Here is a 21,886-nt window from a genome sequence, read left to right as displayed (position 1 = left end):
TAAATGGTAGAAAATTTCAACGATTACTTTTCTTTATCTAATGTAAATCCTTCTCCAATCACTTCATGCACGTGCGTGATTGAAACAAAAGCATAAGGATCAATGGTTAACGCAATTCTTTTTACTTGATTTATTTGTCTTTTTCCAACTACACAATATAAAACTTTCTTTTTTTCTTGTGTAAAAAAACCTTCTCCATCTAAGGTAGTTATACCACGGTCTAGTTCAATCATAATTTGTTTAGCAATCTTTTCGTAATGCTTAGAAATAATAATTGCACCTCTTCCTGAGTAGGCACCTTCCTGGATAAAGTCAATGATTTTCGCCCCGATAAATACAGCTATCAATGTATAGATTCCTTGCTGAAGTGTTAAATAGGTTAGAAGTGAGAGAGTAATAACAGCAGCATCAAATAAAAACATTGTTTTTCCCATTGGTAAACCGAAAAACTTATTCACAAGTCTAGCGACAATATCTGAACCTCCAGTTGTTCCACCTGCACGAAAGACGATCCCAAGTCCAAACCCAATGAAAATCCCAGCGATAATTGAAATTAACAGCATATCGTTTCCTAATGGTATTTCTATTTTATATCGTTGAAAAACTTCAAGAAAAAAAGATAGACTAATGGTGCCGATAACCGTATATATAAATGCGGTTCTACCTAGTACTTTCCAACCAATAAAGAATATAGGTACGTTTAATATTAAATTACTGATTGAAGGATTAATCTTAAACAGAAAGTAAAGTAATAAAGTAATCCCTGTAAATCCACCTTCTGCAAGATTGTTTTCCATATTGAAATGAACAAGTCCAAATGAGAAAATAGAAGTACCAATCAAAATAACGAAAATATTTTTTACTTTAATGTTCTGTGACATTTTTCTAATCCTTTCTAATTATGATACAATATAATCTGGCAACAATTGACATGATTGACATGAATCGAACAATGATCTCTTATTTTTATACTTTCATGATTTGATATTCCTATACATTTTCATCTTTTGCAGTTACATTATATTATTGTTTTATTTACTAGATTGGAGTGGCTAAATTGAAAACGATAGAAGAGTTGCAAAAAGATGTCGATGAATACATATCACAATTTAAAGAAGGATATTTTAGTCCATTGGCGATGCTCGCACGGTTGACGGAGGAATTAGGTGAGCTTGCACGAGAGGTCAATCATTATTATGGTGAAAAGCCAAAAAAATCGACTGAAAAGGAAAAGACAGTAGAAGAAGAATTAGGAGACTTATTATTCGTCTTAATTTGCTTTGCAAACGCGTTAAATATTAATTTAGAAGAAGCTCATGAACGAGTGATGGAAAAATTTCGAACAAGAGATGCAAATCGTTGGACAAAAATAGAGGAGGAAAAAAATGGCAAATCCAATTAAAGTCATTATTTCTGGACCAAGAGGAAGAATGGGAAAAGAAGCGGTTAAAATGGTAACTAGCAACGACAACTTCGAATTAGTTGGTGTTGTTGATCGAATAAACGAAGGAAAAAAATTGTATGAAGTTGATGTTGAGTTTAATCAAATTGATTGTACCGTTTATACAGATTTAAAACAATGCATAGAAGAGACAAAACCAGACTGTCTTGTAGAACTTTCTGTTCCTCAAGCTGCGTTTGAACATATTAAAACAGCTTTAGCATATAAAGTTCGTCCGGTTGTAGGAACTACTGGTTTGAACAAGAATGAATTAGAAGAATTAAAAATTAAAGCTGATGAAGCTAGAATTGGTTGCATTATCGCACCGAATTTTGCAATAGGAGCTGTTTTAATGATGAAGTTTTCACAAATGGCTGCAAAATATTTCCAAGATGTGGAAATTATTGAAATGCACCATAACCAAAAGTTAGATGCCCCTAGTGGAACCGCAATAAAAACGGCACAAATGATTGAAAATGTTCGTATACCTAAAAAACAAGGTCATCCTGAAGAGATTGAAAAGTTGAAAGGGTCAAGGGGAGCAGATATGTCAGGCATGCGTATTCATAGTGTTCGATTACCAGGATTAATTGCACATCAAACCGTGATGTTAGGAGGACTTGGAGAAACATTAACGATACGTCATGATTCATACAATCGAGCATCATTTATGACAGGTGTAAAATTATCTATAGAAACCGTTATGAACTTAGACTATTTTGTTTATGGTTTAGAAAATATTCTCGATTAATGAAAAAAACGATAATTATAAACTGATCCAACAGGAGTGTTTACCTATGAACATCGCATTAATAGCCCATGATAAAAAGAAATCAGACTTAGTACAATTCGTATTAGCATATAAAGATGTGTTCGAACAACATACATTGTATGCAACAGGTACGACAGGATTACGCATACAAGAAGCAACTGGTCTTACAATTGAACGTTTCCAATCGGGACCGTTAGGTGGAGATCAAGAAATAGGAGCAATGATTGCTAAAAATGATATGGATATTGTATTCTTTTTCCGTGATCCATTAACAGCCCAACCTCATGAACCAGATGTTACAGCTTTAATTCGATTATGTGACGTGTATAATGTTCCTGTCGCAACTAATATGGGAACTGCCGAGGTATTAATTCGTGGCCTCCAACGTGGTGATGTTGATTGGAGAAAAGTCATTAAAGATATGCGGTAATGTTTTGAAATTTTTATATAAAAAATTGAAGTTAACTGTAGTCATATTTTCTTTTATAATGATATCGCTAGTATGTGGTTTGTATTTTGCTTAAAGCTTAAGGCGGCGGTTAAAAATATATTTCTATTTTTCAGTGGTGTATAGTTTTAAAGATACATTTTTTTAGGATTATGATTTAAAAGAAGAGGTTGCTACCACTGGTGACTTCATGCTCGTCTGCCTGATGCTTAATATAAATATATAAGTGATAAACTGGGGGATAGAAATGAAACTAAAAATCGGAATTATATGTTATCCCACAGTTGGCGGCTCTGGGGTTATTGCTACTGAGTTAGGCAAATTATTAGCAGAAAGGGGACATGAAATTCATTTTATTTCATCTAGTATTCCCTTTCGATTAAAAAAGCTTTATCCCAATATTTTTTATCATCAAGTTGAAATTAATCAATACTCTGTTTTTCATTATCCGCCTTATGATATTCAGTTAGCAAGTAAAATTGCAGAAGTTGTACATCGGGAAAAACTACATATTGTTCATGCGCATTATGCCATACCTCATGCTATATGTGCTTTATTAGCACGACAAATGGCAGATTATGACTTTAAAATTGTCACAACTTTACACGGAACTGATATAACCGTATTAGGTCAAGATCCATCTTTAAAAAGTGCAATCCAATACGGAATTGAAAAATCAGATGCGGTAACTGCCGTTTCAAAAGCACTTGTCTGCGAAACTCAGAAATTAATTACATCGAGAAAATATATTCATGTTGTTTATAATTTTGTTGATGAGCGAATTTATATGAATAAAACAAGTCAATACTTGAAGGAAAACTTTCGTATTGATGACAATGAAAAAGTTATCATTCATGTATCAAATTTTCGGCCTGTTAAACGGGTTAAAGATGTCATTTATACTTTTGCAAAAATTAGAGATGAGATACCGGCTAAATTATTACTTGTCGGAGATGGACCGGAAATGGCTAAAATCGAAAAGATTGTGGATCAGTTACAATTAAATGAATCCGTAATTTTTTTAGGTAAGCAAGATAATTTAGTTGAATTATATTCAATTAGCGACATTCTATTATTATTATCTGAAAAAGAAAGTTTTGGACTTGTTGCTTTGGAAGCGATGGCTTGTGGTACCCCTGTTATAGGGACGAATATTGGTGGTATACCTGAAGTGATTGAACATGGTAAGACAGGCTATGTATGCGAATTAGGAAATATTGAACAAATTGCTAAATCTGTGATAAAGCTTTTACAAGATCAACAGCTTTATGAAAAATTTTCAAATGAAAGTATAAATCGTGCAATTAACAGATTTTCTTCCGAACAAATTGTTCGTTATTATGAAGATATTTATTATCAAATACTAGAAATGGATGAAAAATAAATGATGGAGAAATTTAAAAAAGCTGCTCCGATTCTTGAAAAAATTGAACAAGCAGGATTTGAAGCGTATTTTGTTGGAGGATCTGTTCGTGATTATCTATTAAATAAACCGATTGAAGATGTGGATATTGCAACAAGTGCGTTTCCCGAAGAAATAAAGCAAATATTTCCGAAAACGTTTGATGTTGGTATTGAACATGGTACTGTAATTGTTGTTTATTGTGGTGAAAATTATGAAATTACGACGTTCCGAACGGAAGATGAATATGTTGACTTTCGAAGACCAAAAGAAGTAACGTTTATCCGATCCCTTGAAGAGGATTTGAAACGTCGTGATTTTACAATGAATGCCATAGCAATGACGAAAGACGGTGCATTAATCGATCCATATAACGGACAAGAGGATATAAAAGATAAAATAATTTGTACTGTAGGAAACGCTGAAGATCGTTTTAATGAAGATGCCCTTCGTATGATGAGGGGAGTTCGTTTTGTCAGTCAGTTATCCTTTACGTTAGATAAAAAAACATATAAAGCAATTAAACGTCTGGCTCCTTTACTTCAACATATTTCCATTGAACGTATATATATAGAATTTATGAAACTTTTAAAGGGTGAAAATCGTAGCAAAGCATTAGAACTCATAGTTGAAAGTAATCTATATCAATATTTACCTGGTTTTGCGGAGTATAGTAAAGAAATTAATGAAACAGCTCGGATAATCGAAAATAAATATCTTAATGAATTAGAAGTGTGGGCTATTTTTCTAATTTCAATTGAGAAAGAGCCAACGGAGAATTTTTTAAGAAAATGGAAAATGCCGGTAAAAATGATAAGGAAAATTAATCAAATGATTCAAGCATTTAAGAAAAGAGAAACAGAAGAGTGGACAAAAGAAGCAATTTATTATACAGGATTAGATACTGCCCTTTCTACAGAGAGAATTTATTGTGCGATGCATGAAATTGAAGTTTCTCCTAGAATAGATAAGATTCAACAAATATACAATACTTTACCGATTAAACATCGTAATGAATTAGCTGTGAATGGCAATGACCTTATGAAATGGGTTAAGAGAAATAGTGGACCATGGATTCGTGATGCTCTAGAAAAAATTGAAGTCGCTGTTGTTCGTGGTGAAGTAAGGAATGACAAGGAGCATATCAAGGAGTGGTTTAATTCGTGAAATCAAATGTAAGACAAGCCCTTTTAGATGCGTTTAAAAATGCAAACGGAAAGTTCATCTCTGGAGAAAAATTAGCTCAAAACATTGGCTGTAGCCGTACTGCGATATGGAAACATATTGAAGACTTAAAAAAGGACGGGTTTCATGTAGAAGCTGTACGAAAGAAAGGATACCGTTTGCTGGAACAGTCAAATAAGTTGTCCGAAAACGAAATATACCTTGGTCTAGAAACGGAAGAAATCGGTCGATCTGTTTATTTTTTTGAGTCAGTTACATCTACCCAAAAGGTTGCAAAAGAGTATGCGATGAATGGTGCAAAACATGGAACATTAATCGTCGCTGATGAGCAAACAGAGGGAAGAGGAAGAATGGTTAGAAAATGGTACTCTCCAAAAGGAACAGGTATTTGGGCAAGTTTTATTCTTCGACCGGATATCCAAATTCAACATGCTCCCCAATTAACTTTACTTTCCGCAGTTGCTGTTGTTCAAGCTATTAAAAAAGTGACACACATTACACCAGAAATAAAGTGGCCAAATGATATATTAATAAGTGGACGAAAAGTGTGTGGTATATTAACAGAATTACAAGCGGAGGAAGATCGCATTCAATCTGTTATTCTTGGGATTGGCATAAATGTGAATCAAGACAAAAATGATTTTTCCGCTGAAATTATAAAGAAAGCAACTTCTTTAAAAATTGAATTAGGGAAAACGGTGAATCGATCATCATTAATTCAAAGTCTTTGTTATTATATTGAACAATTACTTCATTTATATATATCAGAAGGGTTTACACCAATCAAAAGCTTGTGGGAAACGTATGCAGTATCCATTGGTAAACGTATTTCAGCAAGGACGGTTAAAGGGACATTTGATGGCGTAGCGCTCGGTATTAATAATGAAGGAGTATTGTTATTAAAACAAGATAATGGAGATATCGTTGAAATCATTTCTGCAGATATTGATTTCGCCTAAAAAAAGAGTTTCTTTTTTACTAAAGTAAAAGAGAAACTCTTTTTTTAGAGCATTTTGAGATTTTGATGAAAAATGCTATTCAGCCATTTTGAATTTTGTTATAATTTAAATTGGAGCTGCACCGAAGTGGGCGGTATCCAAACGGTTCAACTTTAACAAATTAAAATAAGAATCTGCCTGTAGCCTTTTTGGACCGGGACGGAGGGATGAAACATACGAATTTCAAGGGCAGGGGACTGCCCCCATACGATATGATTGCAAATCTAGTCATTTATAGTTTTTTAGCTAAAGAATGCTAGATTCAATATTTGTATGGGGGAGCCCCTTTTTTATGTGCGTTTAGTGTTTCATTTCCTCTTAATTATGAAAAGAGAGGAGTAGATTTATGAAACAAACTACAGATTTTTTACAAATGAAACAAAACAATGAAAAAATTACGATGATTACTGCCTACGATTTTCCGTCAGCAAAATTGGCAGAACAAGCAGGAGTCGATATGATCTTAGTCGGGGATTCATTGGGAATGGTTATGTTAGGCTACGATTCTACGATTCAAGTAACACTTGAAGATATGATCCATCATACAAAGGCCGTTAAAAGAGGAGCAATTGATACCTTTATCGTATCTGATCTCCCATTTGCTACTTATCATAGTAGTAAAGAAGAAACAATAAGAAATGCAGCCAGACTTATGCAAGAAGGAGGTGCTCATGCAGTTAAACTTGAAGGTGCTGAAACCATTATTTTAGAACATATGAAAGCATTAAGAATTGCAGGAATACCGGTTGTTGCCCATATTGGTCTAACACCGCAATCTGTTACTGTTCTAGGTGGATATAAAGTTCAAGGGAAAACAGTAGAAACAGCACAAAAGTTAATGGATGATGCAAAAAAATGTGAAGAAGCAGGTGCTTTTGCAATCGTTTTAGAATGTGTTCCACGTCAATTAGCAAAGGAAATCACGGAACAATTATCTATCCCGGTTATTGGAATTGGAGCTGGTCCTGCTTGTGACGGGCAAGTGTTAGTCTATCATGATTTACTAGGGTATGGTGTAGATCGGCTTCCGAAATTTGTTAAACAATATGAAAATATCCAAATAAACATCGTTAATGGAATTCAAACATTTATTCATGAAGTGAAAAATGGCATTTTTCCAGATGAAAAAACAAGCTATTCAATGAAGGATGATGTCCTAGCTAGTTTATATGGGGGCATAAAATCATGATTCATGTGGTAGATACAGTTAATGACATGCAAAACATTTGTAATAAATTCATTCAATCTGGAGAAACGATAGGATTTGTACCAACGATGGGTTATTTACATGAAGGGCATTTATCCCTAATAAAAAAAGCTCGAGAAGAAAATTCAAAAGTGATTATAAGTATATTTGTCAATCCATTACAGTTTGGTCCTAATGAGGATTATGATACGTATCCAAGAGACTTTGATAGGGACAAAAAATTAGCAAACGAAGCTGGAGCAGATTATATTTTCCATCCAACGGTTAACGAAATGTACCCTGATGATATGACCGTTCAATTAACAGTAAAAAAAAGAACAAATGTATTATGTGGTAGAAATCGGAAAGGTCATTTTGATGGTGTGGCAACTATCTTATTAAAATTATTTTCCATTATTCGTCCAAACCGAGCATATTTTGGTTTAAAAGATGCACAACAAGTAGCGATTGTAGATGGATTAATTCGTGATTTCAACTTACCAATTACACTTTGTCCTGTGGCAACTGTTCGGGAACATGATGGACTGGCAAAAAGTTCTCGGAATGTCAATTTAACAACAGACGAAAGGTTGGAAGCTCCCTACCTTTACAAATCGTTACTTGAAGGGGAAAAGTTAATTCAAGCAGGTGAACGTAATCCAAATGTTGTGATTACAACTGTAAAAGAATATTTACAATCTCATATAAAGGGTTTCATTGAATATGTTGAAATTTATTCCTTTCCTTCATTACAACCATTAATCCGGTTAGAAGGAAAAATCATCATTGCACTTGCTGTGAAATATTCAAAGGCAAGATTAATCGACAACATTATTATTAAAATTTAAACTAGAACGCTATGGTAAGGTGAATCAAAATGTACCGAACAATGATGAAAGGTAAACTCCATCGTGCCCGAGTAACAGAAGCGAATTTAAATTATGTAGGTAGTATTACAATCGATGAAGATCTGTTAGATGCGGTGAATATGCTGGCAAATGAAAAAGTTCAAATCGTAAATAATAATAATGGTGCTCGCTTTGAAACATATATTATTCCAGGTAAACGCGGAAGTGGTGTGATTTGTTTAAACGGTGCTGCGGCGCGGCTTGTCCAGCCTGGAGATGTTATAATTATCATTTCTTATTGTCTGATAGCAGAAGAAAATGTGAGACGCCATAAACCAAAAATAGCCGTGTTAAATGAAGAAAATAAAATTATTGAAATGATAGAATCTGAACCTGAATCATGCACTATTCATTCATAATGAAATACACACGGAATCTTATTTCGACATTTAGTCAATCTCTATCTCCAATTGACTAAATGTCTTTTTTATGTTTATTATTTGTTTCTTTTCGTATGTGAAAAATTATGGTAAAGTTTTTTTAGTTATGGAAACATAAGTATATGATAAGTAATAAAGATATATCACATAATTATAGTGATTGAGATTTCATTTGTTCTTTTTGTTAAGAATTATGAGGTGTTTAATTTGAATAAATTCGTCATTGTTGATATTGAAACAACAGGGCATTCACCAAAAAAAGGCGATCGTATTATCCAGTTTGCAGGAGTTGTAATTGAAAAAGGAAAAATTGTTGATACATATACAACGTATATCAACCCTGAAGTACCTATATCGCCATTTATTACAGAATTAACTGGAATTGATAATGAACGGGTTGCAAAAGCACCGGTATTTCATGAGGTTGCAGAAGATATACTCAAGTTATTAGAAGGAGCATGTTTTGTTGCTCATAACGTTCATTTTGATTATACATTTTTACAAGAAGAATTAGAGTTAAACCATTTTCCACTCCTAGATTGTCCAGTTTTGGATACTGTTGAAATGACCAGAATATTTGAACCTACAATGGAAAGCTTAAAGCTGAGTGATATTGCATCTGTAGCAGGATTCGACCATGACAGGCCACATCAGGCAGATAGTGATGCTTATGTTACTGCTGAATGGTTTTTACATTTACTCGAGAAAGCAGGTACCTTTCCGAAAAGGACGATCAATCAATTACGTAAGTTTTCAAAAGGATTACGGACAAATCTATATGAAATATTAGATGAAATATACAAGAAAAAAATAGAGAACAAGGAATCGTTACCAGATCATTTAGACATATATAGAGGAATCGTTTTTAAAAAACAACATGTATTCGATAAAGCTAGACCGTCGATAAATAATAACAATCAAATATTAAAAATTGAAGACCTTGTAAAAAATCATACACTATCTTCGGAAGAGATGAGTTTAATAAAATATATTATAAAATGTTTAAATGATGGGGAATTGGCATTAGTTGAACCGGATATACACTATAATAAAGAATTATCATATTTAATTGCAGCTTCTTTTATATCTATAATCAAGAAAGAACCTGTAATCATTTCATTAGCGTCCGTAAGCAATCAGCAAATGATTACTGAAACAATCATGCCGAAATTAAAAGAAATATTACATGTCCCAATTCAAATACAGTTATTGAAAGGTAAAAAGCAATATTTAAATCTATGGAAGTTCGAAAAAGTATTGAAAGATGATAGTCAAAATTACGATGAAATTATTACAAAAATGCAGATGCTCGTTTGGCTTACGGAAACAAATACAGGAGATGTAAGTGAGATTAACTTGTCTAGTGCAGGTCTACAGTTTTTGGAAAAGCTATCTGAAATTCCGTTAACAGAAGCAGAAAAGGATAATCCATGGCTTAAACATGATTTCTATAAAAAAGCGTTGAGCAATGCTCGAGAAGCACAAGTAATTATTACGAATCATCATTTTTTAATGTCTCATCTGACGAATCCAAATTCACAAATGATCAATATAAACTATTGTATTATTGATGACGCACATCTTTTTGAAAAAAATGCGATTAAATATTTTGGGAAAAGATTAAGTTATTCTTCAGTAAAGTATTATTTAAACCAACTTGGGAATCCCGATCAATTAAAAATATTAGGTAGAATAGAAAGGTTAATACGAGATAAAGGCATCTTTGTCAAACATTCAACAGAATTGATTTACCAATATTATTTGGAATTATCAGCTAAAAGCGATGAATTTTTCTTATTATGTTATAACTATTTATTAAAATTGAAGAAAAACACAAATCAGGGTAAAATGAGTTGTCAATTCCATATTCGAGAAAATAACAGTCTTTTATATAGTTGGGAACGCGTTTATGATGCGTATAAAAATTTATATAATAGCCTTTTCGATCGTTTATCAGCATTAATTGATTTATATAAAGACTTTAACGATAATGAAAAACTTTTAGTAGAAGATTTTGCCTATATTCTTAACCAACTAACAATGTTTAAAGATATGCATGATGAATTTATAATGCAAATGGATCAACAACGAATTATTTTTGGAGAAGCGGATTTAAAAAGTGCGCAAACAAGTATGGTCATAAAAAGTCAATTTTTATCTATCCATAAACAATTGGCGAATTTCTATATGTCAAAAAAAGCAATTTTATTTATCTCGAATTCTTTAACCATTAAAAATTCATTTACCTTTATAAGCAAGCAATTAGGTCTTGAATCGTTTCCGTTTGTACAAAAACAATTTCAAACGCAACTGAATACGGAAACAGATGTTCATTTGTATGCGTTAAATGATATTCCAAACGTAGTCGATATATCAGAAGAAGAATATGTAGAAGTGATTAGTAATCATATCATTGCAATAGCTCAAACATTACAAGGGAGAATAATGATTTCCTTTAGTTCATATGAAATGTTAAAGGATACGTACAATTTAATAAAAGATAGTGAAACGTTAGAGGAATTTGTGTTACTTGCCCAAGGAGTAACCAGTGGTAGTATTCATCGACTTGCCAAACAATTTAATCGTTTTGAAAAAGCAATATTGTTCACCACAGCAACGCATATAGAAGGCCTACTAATTGAAGGTATAGTAGATGCATTAATTATCGCAAGATTACCTTTTACATCTCCTAATGATCCAGTATTTGCTAAGCAGTTTAAAGTAATTAAAAGTATGGGGAAAAGTCCATTTTACGAATTATCGTTACCGGATGCTGTCCTCCGCTTAAAACTAAGTTTAGTCAAATTTTTTAAATTAAAGTCAAAGGCAGGAAGTGTGATTATTTTTGATAAAAGAATCTATGCTACAAATTATGGTCATGCTTTTCTAGAATCCTTACCTGGTGTATCAATCAAAACAGTAAGCCTACAAAAACTATGTAAGCAATTAGAAAAAAATAAGGGTGAATTAGACCTTGATTAGACATTTATAAAGTTTTTTATTATATTGCCGAAAATATCTTATCCTTTTCTTTGATTTTTGATATAATATAGGGAAATTTTAGTAACTTCAAAACTAGACATATTATGATTTATCGGGATACCGATAACCAAAATTGGCTTTTCAGACTAAGGAATTCCTTTGGAAACTTTAAATCTTGTGTATAATTTTTTATATAAGAAAAGGTGTGTAATATGAAGAAACGTATACTCATTGGTATATTTTCATCGCTATTTTTAATCGTAATTGGACTAATCATTGTCTACTATTCGGCAACATCGTCGATAAAAAAAGGTGAAGAAGTAGCTGTTGAAAGGGCTAAAAAGGAAGCCAGTCTAGCAGAAGTAGATTCTGTTGATTGGTTCCATTATCTTGACGAATATTATGTGATTCAAGGAAAAAATAAAAAGGGTGAAAAGATCCATATTTGGGTTCCAGTAGATGAAAAAAAAGAAATGATCGTTAAAAAAGCGACTGAAGGTTTGTCTGAAAAAGAGGTAACCACTCTCATTCATAAGTTGGATAATTTTTCTTCTGATAAACGACCTAAAAATATCATTAGTATTAAGTTGGCCATCGTAGAAGATGCTCCAGCTTATGAAATTACGTATAAAGACCAAAAAAATCGGCACAGCATATTATATTTAGATTATTATAAAGGTGAATGGTATAGAGTTTATAATTTATAATTTAATATAATTTATTGTTAATGGTGAATTCCGGTGAGGAGGATTTTGAATTATGGATTTAGCGGAAAGAACAAAAACTTTAACTCCATCAGCTACTCTAGCTATTACTGCAAAAGCTAAAGAATTAAAAGCTCAAGGTGTTGACGTAATTGGATTAGGAGCAGGGGAACCTGATTTCAACACACCAGATCATATTATTGAGGCAGCCTATCATGCTTTACTTGAAGGAAAAACAAAATATACTGCAACAGGTGGATTAGAAGAATTAAAACAAGCCATTATAGATAAGTTATTAAAGGATCAAGGTTTAAAATATGATTCCTCAGAAATAATTGTTACAAATGGAGCAAAGCATGCACTTTACACTTTATTTCAAGCTCTATTAAATGATGGCGATGAAGTGATCATTCCTGCTCCTTATTGGGTAAGTTACACAGAGCAAGTCAAATTGGCGGGCGGAGTCCCTGTAATAATAGAAACCAATGAAACTACTGAATTTAAAATGACTGCCAGTCAATTAAAAGCGGCTATTACGAAGAAAACGAAAGCAATCATTATTAATTCACCATCCAATCCAACGGGTATGTGTTATTCAGAAAGTGAACTTCTTGAACTTGGCAATATTTGTTTACAACATAATCTTCTTATTGTTTCTGATGAAATATATGAGAAATTAGTTTATGATGGTCAAAAACATATTTCGATTGCTCAACTATCAGAAAGATTAAAACAACAGACAGTTATCATCAATGGACTATCTAAGGCGTATTCCATGACCGGCTGGAGAATAGGTTATGCTGTTGGTAACAAGGAATTAATTAAGCAAATGACGTCCATTGCTAGTCATAGCACGTCAAATCCGACTACACATAGTCAATATGGAGCAATTGCAGCTTTAAACGGTCCACAAGATGTAGTAGAAAAAATGCGAATTCACTTTGAAAAACGTCTAGAAAAGTTCCATGAAGCTCTCGTTAATATTCCGGGTATTACATGTATAAAACCAAAGGGCGCATTTTATTTATTTCCTAATGTGAAAGAAGCGGCAACCTTATGTGGATATCATACAGTAGATGAGTTTGCAACGGCTCTATTAACAGAAGCTCATGTTGCGGTTGTACCTGGAACGGGTTTTGGTGCGCCTGATTGTATTCGCGTTTCTTATGCAACGAGTGAAGCGGAGTTAATAGAAGCAGCTAATCGAATAAAAAAATTTGTAGAAGAAAAAATGGAGCAATAAATGTAAAGGTCTGTCCTTTTAACATAGAAGTAACGTGTTAAAAAGGGCCGACCTTTTTCTTATATACGAATCAATTTAGTGACATCAAGAGATGTTTGAAAAAAACAAGGAAGATCCGTTGGTAAACATTGCTTGACACTTAATTGAACGTTATAATGAAAAAGGACTATTTACAGATATTGTTTTGGAGGGAATTTTGTGAAAACAACAATTGCGGAAGTAAAAAACTATGTAGGACAAGAAGTAACCATTGGTGCTTGGTTGGCTAATAAACGTTCTAGCGGTAAAATTGCTTTTCTACAACTTCGAGACGGTTCAGGATTTATTCAAGGAGTTGTTGTTAAAGCAGAAGTGTCTGAAGAAGTCTTTAAATTAGCTAAGTCCATTACGCAAGAATCTTCACTTTATGTAACTGGCATAGTCCGTGAAGATTCTCGTTCACCGTTTGGATATGAATTAGGTGTGACGAATATTGAATTAATTCACGAAGCCCATGATTATCCAATAACACCAAAAGAACATGGTACAGAATTTTTAATGGATCATCGTCACTTATGGCTACGTTCGAAAAAACAACATGCCAATATGAAAATCCGAAATGAAATTATTCGTGCAACTTATGAATTTTTCAATAAACAAGGCTTTATTAAAATTGACCCACCAATTTTGACAAGCAGTGCACCAGAAGGTACAACAGAACTTTTCCATACAAAATATTTTGATGAAGATGCATTCCTTTCCCAAAGTGGACAATTATATATGGAAGCTGCAGCCATGGCATTCGGAAAAGTGTTTTCATTTGGACCAACATTCCGTGCTGAAAAATCAAAAACCCGTCGTCATTTAATTGAGTTTTGGATGATTGAACCGGAAATGGCATTTACCTCTCATGAAGAAAGTTTAGAAATTCAAGAACAATATGTTTCTTATATTGTTCAATCAGTATTGGAAAATTGTGCATTAGAGTTAAAAACATTAGGTCGTGATATATCAAAATTAGAAAATGTAAAACCTCCTTTCCCTAGAATTACATACGATGAAGCGATTAAGTTTTTACAAGAACAAGGTTTTGAGGATATTAAGTGGGGCGATGATTTTGGGGCACCACATGAAACGGCAATCGCTAATTCATTTGATAAACCAGTATTTATCGTCAATTATCCAAAAGATATTAAACCGTTCTATATGCAACCACATCCAGAGCGCGATGATGTTGTCTTATGTGCAGATTTAATCGCTCCTGAAGGTTATGGTGAAATTATCGGTGGATCAGAACGGATACATGACTATGAGTTAATGAAATCAGCACTTGAAAAACACAACTTATCATTAGATGCATATGGCTGGTATTTAGATCTATGTAAGTATGGTGCGGTACCTCATTCCGGTTTTGGATTAGGATTAGAGCGGACCGTTGCATGGATTACTGGCACAGAACATGTAAGGGAAACTATTCCATTCCCTCGTCTATTAAACAGACTATGGCCATAATTGAAATAAAAGGGAGCTGCACTAGGCAGCTCCTTAATTATGTAAGAGAACATACAAATTTGATCTTCTCGATTATTCATCAAAACTAACAAAAAATGTATCCGGACCTGTTTGGATGAAACTTCCGCCTTTCGGTTCTATACTAGCCTTTAATGCTTTAAAATTTTTGACATTTATATTATCAAAGTAAATTTTTATTTCTCCATTTTTTATTGGTAAAATGTGATTTTCAACTGTATTATCTGTATAAATAATCCATAATTGATAGTCACGATTAATTAATTGTTCCAATCCCTTTACGTGTAACAGCATCTCTTTCGTGATCTCATTTACCCACACATGTCCATTAATTTGATCCTTATGATTTACTGGTTCAATTGATAGTTGTTTTGTATATTGTTGTTGATAATTTTCCTTTAAACTTTCATTATTCTGTTCCGTTAAGATATTCATTTGGTTGAGATCTGTACGAAATAATTTTACTGAAAATAAAATAAGCATCAAAATTGTCATACTCAAAACTAAAAATCGTGATTTTAAATTCCTAGTCTGACTATCTTTTTTCTGCATTTTTTCCCAACTATGCCAGATCCGCGAACTTAATGTATAAGAAGGATTTTTTGATTCATCTATGTTATGTAGCAGTAGATTTTGCCAATAATATAACCGCTCACGACACTTATCACAATGGTGTATATGTTTTTGTATCGATTCATATTCCTTTCCTATGACATTGTTCAGTAAATAATCAATTAATTTTTCTTCTAAAATATGTTGCTTAAATTTCACTTTTCTTTTCACCTCGTTTCGGTTCCAACCAATCTTTTAAAGTTTTTTGTTTGCGTAAATTATTTAACCCATAACGAATTAATGATTTCACGGAACCTAAAGGTTTTTGCATCGTTTTGGCAATTTCTCTATGAGTTTCTCCTCGAAAATAAGAACGAATAATGGCTTCCCGTTGTTCTACAGGTAAATATTTTAATGCATCAAGGACTAAGTTTTTCTCGAATAATCGGAGGAACTGTAAGTCTGCACCTTTAACCCTGCCTTTCTTGTCAATTAGCTGCTCAAGTCGGTTGACTAATAAAAGTTTATTTTTCCTTAGGCGGTCAATTGATCTACTTTTTGTTTTTACAGCTATCCAAGCTTCAACACTACCTTTTTTTTGGGAGTATTGATTTGCCTTTTGAAGAATTTCAAGAAAAACATCGTGACAAACATCTTCAGCTTCCGGTTGGTCGTGAAGAATAGAAAAAGCAATTTGGTATACGAAGGAAATATATTTTTCATAAAAGGTATGAAAGGCTGTACGAGAACCAGAAGCAATATTTTTTAATAATTGAATACTATCTTGTTCTTCCATTTTCAAGCCTCCATTATACCTATTTGTCTTTCTCTATTCATTAATGACGAGATACACGAGAGATAGTTACGAGCTTTATTTATAATTTCATATTTATAAAATATAAAAACTTTCTACATAAGCAAATCTAAAAAAAGTTGTAATACGTATTCTTTATGAAACAAAAAAAGGGAGGTATTAGTAATGATAAAGAGATTTAAAAAAATTTTTACAATTATAGTATTGAGTTTTTTAATGTGTACTTCTCTTAATCCACATGGGACACAGGCCGTAGAAAATGTATTATTATTCACTCCTTATACTGGATTATCAGCTTCACCCGGAGAGACCATTGACTATAACGTTACTGTCATAAATAGTGGATCGACTATAAAAACGATGTCATTTTCGTTAGATGGATTACCTAAAGGTTGGAACTATCAACTATCAGCTAATGGTAGGGAGATTCAACAATTATCAGTAAAGGCAAATAGTGAGGAAACAATAAATCTAGCCGTGACAGTCCCAGGAGAAGTCAAACAAGACGATTATCGTTTTACATTAGTCGCAAAAGAAAGAAGTGGCAGTTCATCACTACAGTTTTTAGTTCATATAACCGAGGAGGGTACAACAGTATCTGATCTTTCAACTGAACAAGCAAATTTACAAGGTCATGCTGACTCACAATTTACATATACGGCAACAATACGTAATCGGACAGCTAGTCAAAAAAATTACGCTTTAAGTTCACAAGCCGGAGAAGGTTGGGGAGTTGTGTTCAAATCTGGTGCAGATTCAATCTCATCAATTGCGGTTGAGCCAAATGAATCAAAAGATATTACCATTGAAGTTACTCCACCAGAAAACATAAAAGAGGGTACTTATGAAATACCTATTCGTGCACAAGCAGGAGAGATAACTGCTGATTTAACATTAGAAGCTGTAATTACAGGTAGTTATGCTATGGAACTTACAACACCGGATGGTAATCTAAGTACCGATATTACTGCGGGAAAGGATAAAGTTATTGATTTAGTTGTTAAAAATACTGGCACGGCATCACTTGTTGATATTAACTTGTCAGCTCAAACACCACCAAATTGGGAAACAGAATTTGATAAAAATACCATTGCTCAACTCGAACCTGGAAAGTCAGAAACCATTAAGGTGACTGTAACGGCTTCAGAAGAAGCGATTGCTGGTGATTACGTTGTGACATTTTCAGCGTCTTCTGCGGAAACATCATCAGAAGCCACATTTCGCATTTCCGTTGAAACATCAACACTTTGGGGGATCGTTGCAGTATTGATCATTGCACTTGTAGTCGCAGGATTATATTACATTGTTAGAAAATATGGGAGGAGATGAAGTTGACAGAAGCTATAATTAAAATAGAAAATTTAACAAAGCAATATGATGATCAAATTGTTGTTGAGCAGTTATCTCTTTCCATAAAAAAAGGGGAAATCTTTGGATTGCTTGGGCCAAACGGTGCTGGCAAGACGACAACTATTCTTATGTTATTGGGATTAAGTGAGCCAACTGCAGGTAGAGTTTACGTATGTGGAATAGACTCTACCCGAAATCCGATAGAAGTAAAACAAAAGGTTGGTTATTTACCAGATGATGTGGGATTTTATTCAAATATGACAGGGTTAGAAAATCTAGTTTATACAGCTCGTTTAAATGGATTGGAAAAAAATGAAGCAGAGAAAAGGGCAAGATATTTATTAACAAAAGTAAACTTGATCGATGTTGCTCATAAAAAAGCAGGCAAATATTCTCGAGGAATGAGACAACGATTAGGTTTAGCAGATGTGCTGATAAAAAATCCCGAAGTGATCATTTTAGATGAGCCAACCTTAGGAATTGACCCTGAAGGAGTACGTGACATTTTACAATTAATAAAACAACTGAATAGAGAAGAACAGATTACAGTTTTGTTATCTTCTCATCATTTACATCAAGTACAGCAAATATGTGATCGTGTTGGTATTTTTGTCTCTGGTAAGCTGATAGCAGAGGGGAATATGGATACACTTGCCCGGAAATTATTTTTACAAGATACATTTACGATTCATGTTAAGTGTCATCCAATTTCTGAAAAGCTACGAGTAGCCGTAAAACAGTTACCATATGTAAACAAAATTGAAATTGAAGATGATACTATGATCATCTATAGTAAGGAAGATGTATCAGCACAAATTAGTCATATGGTTATAGAATTAGGATCACGTTTATATGAGATTCAAAAGAAAAATTTCGGTTTAGATGAAATTTATCACCGTTACTTTGAAGGGCGTGAAAGTGATGAGGTTAAACATCTTTAAACCTATTTTGCGCTTCGAAAGGTTGGACAAGAAGAACCATAATCGATCTGTATTTTCGGCAATTGTCCAAAAAGAGTTTGCTGACAATATTAGGAGCTGGCGCATTATGATTTTATTAGCCATTATTTTATTAACATGTATCGGCTCCCTTTATACTGCGGTCACATCCATTCAAGATGTGATTGACCAATTAAGTAAAGAATCGCAACAAATCGGTCAAGATCTGTATTTGTTTTTACAATTATTTACCGTTAGCGATGGAACACTTCCTTCATTTATTACATTTGTTGCATTTTTAAGTCCATTACTAGGGATTGCCCTTGGCTTTGATGCGATAAATATGGAAAGAAATAAGGGGACGTTATCGCGTATAATGGCACAACCAATTCCTCGAGACTTTGTCATAACTGGAAAATTTTTTGCTTCCCTTTTGTTATGTACAATTTTATTTCTTTCATTAGGATTATTAGTTACAGCTTTAGGTATATTAATATTAGGTATACCACCAACGTTTGAAGAGTTTTTACGAATCTTATTCTTTTTATTTATTTGCATCGTCTATATCGCTTTTTGGCTGAATTTAGGCATTTTATTCTCTGCGATCTTCAAACAAGCTGCAACATCAGCTCTATCATCAATAGCTATATGGTTATTTTTTAGTACTTTTTATTCAATGATTATCAATCTTTTATCAAAATCTTATTTAACCCCACATTCATTTACAACAGTAGAGGACGCAATGAATCGTTCAGAATTTATCTTAAACTTACTAAGACTTTCACCAAATTATCTATTTAATGAATCAATTACAACATTACTTTCCCCAACAGTGCGTAGTTTAGGGCCGTTGACTGTGGAACAAACGGTCGGTGCCGTAGCTAGTCCGTTACCATTAAGTCAAAGTTTACTATTGATCTGGCCCCAAATTACAGGTCTAATCGCAGCTACATTAATTTGTTTTGCTCTTGCTTATATCATCTTTATAAGACAAGAAATTCGTGCCCATTAGTATAAACGACGATTATGATAGGACCCGGTTGTTTATATAAGACATTCGGGTCTTTTTTTATGGAATATTAAATTCCTTCACAATTTAATACTATAATCAAAAAAATGCGTAATAATATTTAAAGAACGTGTGGCTTATCAGAGAAACTGATTCATGCTATACTTAATTTGAGGTGCTGAAAATGGACAAAAAAATGTTTCTTTCATGGATAGAAGAAGGGGTTGTACCAATTCCTTCTTTTTTATTCACTTATTATAAAAAAATTGGGTTAACTGATCTTGAATGTATGGTCCTGTTACATATTTATACTTTTATTAAAAAAGGAAATGATTTTCCAACACACGTTGAAATCGCAGAAAGAATGTGTATTTCGACTGAGAAGTGCGCTCAATTAATAGGTTCCCTCGTTCAAAGGGGGTATTTACAAATTATCAATGGCAAAACAGCTGATGACATATACTTTGAGAAGTATTCACTTCAACCTCTATGGAGCCGTTTATTGGACGAACATATTTTAAATGAAAAGGGCGAAATTCAAGCGCAAAAAAAAGAAGATGAAGGAAATGTCTTTACGATGTTTGAACAAGAATTCGCTCGTCCACTTTCACCGATAGAAATTGAAACAATTACCATGTGGCTAGATAACGATCATCATGAGCCTAGTTTAATTAAGGCTGCCTTAAAAGAAGCTGTTATGTCAGGAAAGTTAAATTTCCGCTATATTGACCGTATTTTATTTGAGTGGAAGAAAAATGGTATTAAAACCGTTGAGCAAGCACAAGAACATGGTAGAAAGTTTCGCATACACCAACAACAAAAAAGGAATTTAGATGAACCGAGAAAAAGGACCGATTCTATACCATTTTATAACTGGTTAGAAAATTAAAAGGGAGAAGAGATATGCTTACAAAAAAAGAAATTCGCTACTGTTTAGATGAAATAGCACGGATGTTCCCAAATGCCCAATGTGAGTTAAATCATCGTAATCCTTTTGAATTACTAATTGCTGTTGTTTTGTCAGCACAATGTACAGATGTGTTAGTCAATAAAGTCACGAAAACATTATTTGAAAAGTATAAAACACCAGAAGACTATCTACGTGTTCCATTAGAAGAATTGCAACAAGATATTCGATCCATCGGACTATGGAGAAATAAATCAAAAAATATCCAAAAGCTTTGTCAAATATTAATTGAAAAATATGATGGTGAAGTACCGGCTGATCGTGACTTACTTATGCAACTTCCCGGAGTTGGTAGGAAAACAGCAAACGTTGTTGCATCTGTAGCTTTCGGTATACCTGCTATTGCTGTAGATACTCATGTGGAAAGAGTGAGTAAGAGATTAGGTATATGTCGATGGAAGGACACCGTTTTGGAAGTAGAAGAAACTTTAATGAAAAAAGTACCGAAGGATGAATGGGGGATTACACATCACCGTCTTATTTTCTTTGGAAGATATCATTGTAAGGCCCAACGGCCAAACTGTTTAGAATGTCCATTACTATCGATTTGCAGAGAAGGAAAAAAACGAACGAAAGGTCTTGAATTATCAAATGAAAAAGAGTGATCCATTATATCATCCATTGTTTTTCATAGATACAGAGGAGCCAAAGGATTTTTTTCCTGATGAAAATGTTTATTATAAATCAAGTGACATGAAACATCGGTTATACCCGTGGAACACCCCAGACGAATCGGTAAAAGATTTAATAAGTCAATGGCATGATCTTAATTCGATCATTTGTCATAATTTTAAACAAAGACAAAAGGATATGATACAAAGAAAGATGGTAAAAGCGCTAAGTTTATTTATGAAACTTCTTTTTTGGTCAAATGGATCTCCTGTAACCCTAAACAATTTAAAAAAAGATTTAGGGAATTTATCCATTAAACCAATAAATATCGTTGATCGTCTTTCTTTCATTATGGAAAAACCTTCCCTATATCCGTCATTTTTACAATTGTCCGAGTTATTTGTTGAACAACATAAAGCATATTATCGCAATAAAGTGATGGTTGCAAAAAAAGAGTGAATCGAGTTTATTCGATTCACTCTTTAA

The 21,886-nt window shown here is 33.3% G+C and carries 22 protein-coding genes; 19 read left to right on the top strand and 3 right to left on the bottom strand.

The genetic code is table 11. The annotated features are described in order from the left end of the window. Positions 1 to 23 precede the first annotated feature (23 nt). On the bottom strand, positions 24 to 881 hold the full coding sequence (locus OEV82_RS04330) for a YitT family protein (RefSeq protein ID WP_263061147.1): 858 nt from the start codon (positions 879 to 881) through the stop codon (positions 24 to 26). Positions 882 to 1,048: 167 nt separating this feature from the next. Here OEV82_RS04330 and OEV82_RS04325 point away from each other — a divergent pair, with 167 nt between their 5' ends. The 13 genes from OEV82_RS04325 (at position 1,049) to asnS (ending at position 15,140) form a co-directional block, all read left to right on the top strand. Further along, entirely contained in the window at positions 1,049 to 1,402 is a 354-nt protein-coding gene (locus tag OEV82_RS04325) for a nucleotide pyrophosphohydrolase (RefSeq protein WP_173660143.1), read from the top strand. After that, entirely contained in the window at positions 1,386 to 2,192 is an 807-nt protein-coding gene (gene dapB / locus OEV82_RS04320) for a 4-hydroxy-tetrahydrodipicolinate reductase (protein ID WP_263061146.1), read from the top strand. Before OEV82_RS04325 ends, dapB begins: the two co-directional genes overlap by 17 nt. Before the next feature lie 46 nt (positions 2,193 to 2,238). Next, positions 2,239 to 2,643, top strand: a complete 405-nt coding sequence (gene mgsA / locus OEV82_RS04315; RefSeq protein ID WP_173660147.1) for a methylglyoxal synthase — start codon at positions 2,239 to 2,241, stop codon at positions 2,641 to 2,643. 265 nt (positions 2,644 to 2,908) lie between these two features. After that, a complete protein-coding gene (bshA, locus tag OEV82_RS04310) occupies positions 2,909 to 4,045 on the top strand; it encodes an N-acetyl-alpha-D-glucosaminyl L-malate synthase BshA (protein ID WP_263061145.1) in 1,137 nt (378 codons plus the stop codon). A 3-nt stretch (positions 4,046 to 4,048) separates the two neighbouring features. Continuing rightward, positions 4,049 to 5,230 carry a CCA tRNA nucleotidyltransferase gene (locus OEV82_RS04305; protein ID WP_263061171.1) on the top strand — a complete coding sequence of 394 codons (1,182 nt, stop codon included), beginning with the start codon at positions 4,049 to 4,051 and terminating at the stop codon, positions 5,228 to 5,230. Continuing rightward, positions 5,227 to 6,207, top strand: a complete 981-nt coding sequence (locus OEV82_RS04300) for a biotin--[acetyl-CoA-carboxylase] ligase (protein WP_263061144.1) — start codon at positions 5,227 to 5,229, stop codon at positions 6,205 to 6,207. Before OEV82_RS04305 ends, OEV82_RS04300 begins: the two co-directional genes overlap by 4 nt. 385 nt (positions 6,208 to 6,592) lie before the next feature. Then, positions 6,593 to 7,435, top strand: coding sequence for a 3-methyl-2-oxobutanoate hydroxymethyltransferase (gene panB / locus OEV82_RS04295; RefSeq protein ID WP_263061143.1), 843 nt, complete (start codon positions 6,593 to 6,595; stop codon positions 7,433 to 7,435). Beyond that, the gene (panC, locus tag OEV82_RS04290; RefSeq protein WP_263061170.1) at positions 7,435 to 8,280 is read left to right on the top strand and encodes a pantoate--beta-alanine ligase; all 846 of its coding nucleotides are present in this window, start codon (positions 7,435 to 7,437) and stop codon (positions 8,278 to 8,280) included. Before panB ends, panC begins: the two co-directional genes overlap by 1 nt. Positions 8,281 to 8,309: 29 nt before the next feature. Beyond that, positions 8,310 to 8,699, top strand: a complete 390-nt coding sequence (gene panD, locus OEV82_RS04285; RefSeq protein ID WP_263061142.1) for an aspartate 1-decarboxylase — start codon at positions 8,310 to 8,312, stop codon at positions 8,697 to 8,699. Between the two features lie 228 nt (positions 8,700 to 8,927). Beyond that, complete coding sequence (gene dinG / locus OEV82_RS04280; RefSeq protein ID WP_263061141.1) at positions 8,928 to 11,702, top strand: ATP-dependent DNA helicase DinG; 2,775 nt, start codon at positions 8,928 to 8,930, stop codon at positions 11,700 to 11,702. Positions 11,703 to 11,914: 212 nt separating this feature from the next. Next, positions 11,915 to 12,409, top strand: a complete 495-nt coding sequence (locus tag OEV82_RS04275) for a cell wall elongation regulator TseB-like domain-containing protein (protein ID WP_173662536.1) — start codon at positions 11,915 to 11,917, stop codon at positions 12,407 to 12,409. 52 nt (positions 12,410 to 12,461) lie between these two features. After that, entirely contained in the window at positions 12,462 to 13,649 is a 1,188-nt protein-coding gene (locus OEV82_RS04270) for a pyridoxal phosphate-dependent aminotransferase (RefSeq protein ID WP_263061140.1), read from the top strand. Between the two features lie 198 nt (positions 13,650 to 13,847). Then, a complete protein-coding gene (gene asnS / locus OEV82_RS04265) occupies positions 13,848 to 15,140 on the top strand; it encodes an asparagine--tRNA ligase (RefSeq protein ID WP_173662538.1) in 1,293 nt (430 codons plus the stop codon). Positions 15,141 to 15,212: 72 nt separating this feature from the next. On the opposite strand, the gene OEV82_RS04260 is transcribed toward asnS, so the two are convergent. Together OEV82_RS04260 and OEV82_RS04255 are read right to left on the bottom strand one after the other, a co-directional pair. After that, on the bottom strand, positions 15,213 to 15,929 hold the full coding sequence (locus tag OEV82_RS04260; RefSeq protein WP_173661109.1) for a hypothetical protein: 717 nt from the start codon (positions 15,927 to 15,929) through the stop codon (positions 15,213 to 15,215). Beyond that, entirely contained in the window at positions 15,919 to 16,506 is a 588-nt protein-coding gene (locus OEV82_RS04255) for an RNA polymerase sigma factor (RefSeq protein WP_263061139.1), read from the bottom strand. Before OEV82_RS04255 ends, OEV82_RS04260 begins: the two co-directional genes overlap by 11 nt. Positions 16,507 to 16,689: 183 nt before the next feature. Between OEV82_RS04255 and OEV82_RS04250 the strand changes: the two genes are divergently transcribed. The 6 genes from OEV82_RS04250 to OEV82_RS04225 all read left to right on the top strand — a co-directional run bounded on the left by OEV82_RS04250 (position 16,690) and on the right by OEV82_RS04225 (position 21,859). Next, a complete protein-coding gene (locus OEV82_RS04250) occupies positions 16,690 to 17,853 on the top strand; it encodes a COG1470 family protein (RefSeq protein ID WP_263061138.1) in 1,164 nt (387 codons plus the stop codon). Positions 17,854 to 17,855: 2 nt separating this feature from the next. Then, the gene (locus OEV82_RS04245) at positions 17,856 to 18,815 is read left to right on the top strand and encodes an ABC transporter ATP-binding protein (protein WP_263061137.1); all 960 of its coding nucleotides are present in this window, start codon (positions 17,856 to 17,858) and stop codon (positions 18,813 to 18,815) included. After that, positions 18,796 to 19,824, top strand: a complete 1,029-nt coding sequence (locus OEV82_RS04240) for an ABC transporter permease (RefSeq protein WP_407672738.1) — start codon at positions 18,796 to 18,798, stop codon at positions 19,822 to 19,824. The genes OEV82_RS04245 and OEV82_RS04240 overlap by 20 nt, the downstream gene beginning before the upstream one ends. A gap of 181 nt (positions 19,825 to 20,005) precedes the next feature. Beyond that, positions 20,006 to 20,710: a DnaD domain-containing protein gene (locus OEV82_RS04235; RefSeq protein WP_173661099.1), complete on the top strand. Its 705-nt coding sequence runs from the start codon at positions 20,006 to 20,008 to the stop codon at positions 20,708 to 20,710. Between the two features lie 14 nt (positions 20,711 to 20,724). After that, positions 20,725 to 21,393, top strand: a complete 669-nt coding sequence (gene nth / locus OEV82_RS04230) for an endonuclease III (RefSeq protein ID WP_263061135.1) — start codon at positions 20,725 to 20,727, stop codon at positions 21,391 to 21,393. Further along, a complete protein-coding gene (locus tag OEV82_RS04225) occupies positions 21,368 to 21,859 on the top strand; it encodes a YpoC family protein (RefSeq protein ID WP_173661095.1) in 492 nt (163 codons plus the stop codon). The genes nth and OEV82_RS04225 overlap by 26 nt, the downstream gene beginning before the upstream one ends. The last annotated feature ends 27 nt before the right edge of the window (positions 21,860 to 21,886 follow it).

This window comes from Pallidibacillus thermolactis, assembly GCF_025660415.1.
Taxonomy (GTDB): Bacteria; Bacillota; Bacilli; order Bacillales; family Caldibacillaceae; genus Pallidibacillus; species Pallidibacillus thermolactis.
The sequence above is the reverse complement of the archived record's forward strand: the minus strand, read 5'-3'. Positions and strand labels throughout refer to the sequence as shown.

Bases quoted from the DNA above. Each gene is read 5' to 3' on its own strand.
- OEV82_RS04250 (WP_263061138.1), top strand. From the start codon at position 16,690: ATGATAAAGAGATTTAAAAAAATTTTTACAATTATAGTATTGAGTTTT.
- OEV82_RS04330 (WP_263061147.1), bottom strand. From the start codon at position 881: ATGTCACAGAACATTAAAGTAAAAAATATTTTCGTTATTTTGATTGGT.
- OEV82_RS04255 (WP_263061139.1), bottom strand. From the start codon at position 16,506: ATGGAAGAACAAGATAGTATTCAATTATTAAAAAATATTGCTTCTGGT.
- OEV82_RS04305 (WP_263061171.1), top strand. From the start codon at position 4,049: ATGGAGAAATTTAAAAAAGCTGCTCCGATTCTTGAAAAAATTGAACAA.
- bshA (WP_263061145.1), top strand. From the start codon at position 2,909: ATGAAACTAAAAATCGGAATTATATGTTATCCCACAGTTGGCGGCTCT.
- OEV82_RS04270 (WP_263061140.1), top strand. From the start codon at position 12,462: ATGGATTTAGCGGAAAGAACAAAAACTTTAACTCCATCAGCTACTCTA.
- mgsA (WP_173660147.1), top strand. From the start codon at position 2,239: ATGAACATCGCATTAATAGCCCATGATAAAAAGAAATCAGACTTAGTA.
- nth (WP_263061135.1), top strand. From the start codon at position 20,725: ATGCTTACAAAAAAAGAAATTCGCTACTGTTTAGATGAAATAGCACGG.
- panB (WP_263061143.1), top strand. From the start codon at position 6,593: ATGAAACAAACTACAGATTTTTTACAAATGAAACAAAACAATGAAAAA.
- OEV82_RS04235 (WP_173661099.1), top strand. From the start codon at position 20,006: ATGGACAAAAAAATGTTTCTTTCATGGATAGAAGAAGGGGTTGTACCA.
- OEV82_RS04240 (WP_407672738.1), top strand. From the start codon at position 18,796: ATGAGGTTAAACATCTTTAAACCTATTTTGCGCTTCGAAAGGTTGGAC.
- panD (WP_263061142.1), top strand. From the start codon at position 8,310: ATGTACCGAACAATGATGAAAGGTAAACTCCATCGTGCCCGAGTAACA.
- dapB (WP_263061146.1), top strand. From the start codon at position 1,386: ATGGCAAATCCAATTAAAGTCATTATTTCTGGACCAAGAGGAAGAATG.
- OEV82_RS04275 (WP_173662536.1), top strand. From the start codon at position 11,915: ATGAAGAAACGTATACTCATTGGTATATTTTCATCGCTATTTTTAATC.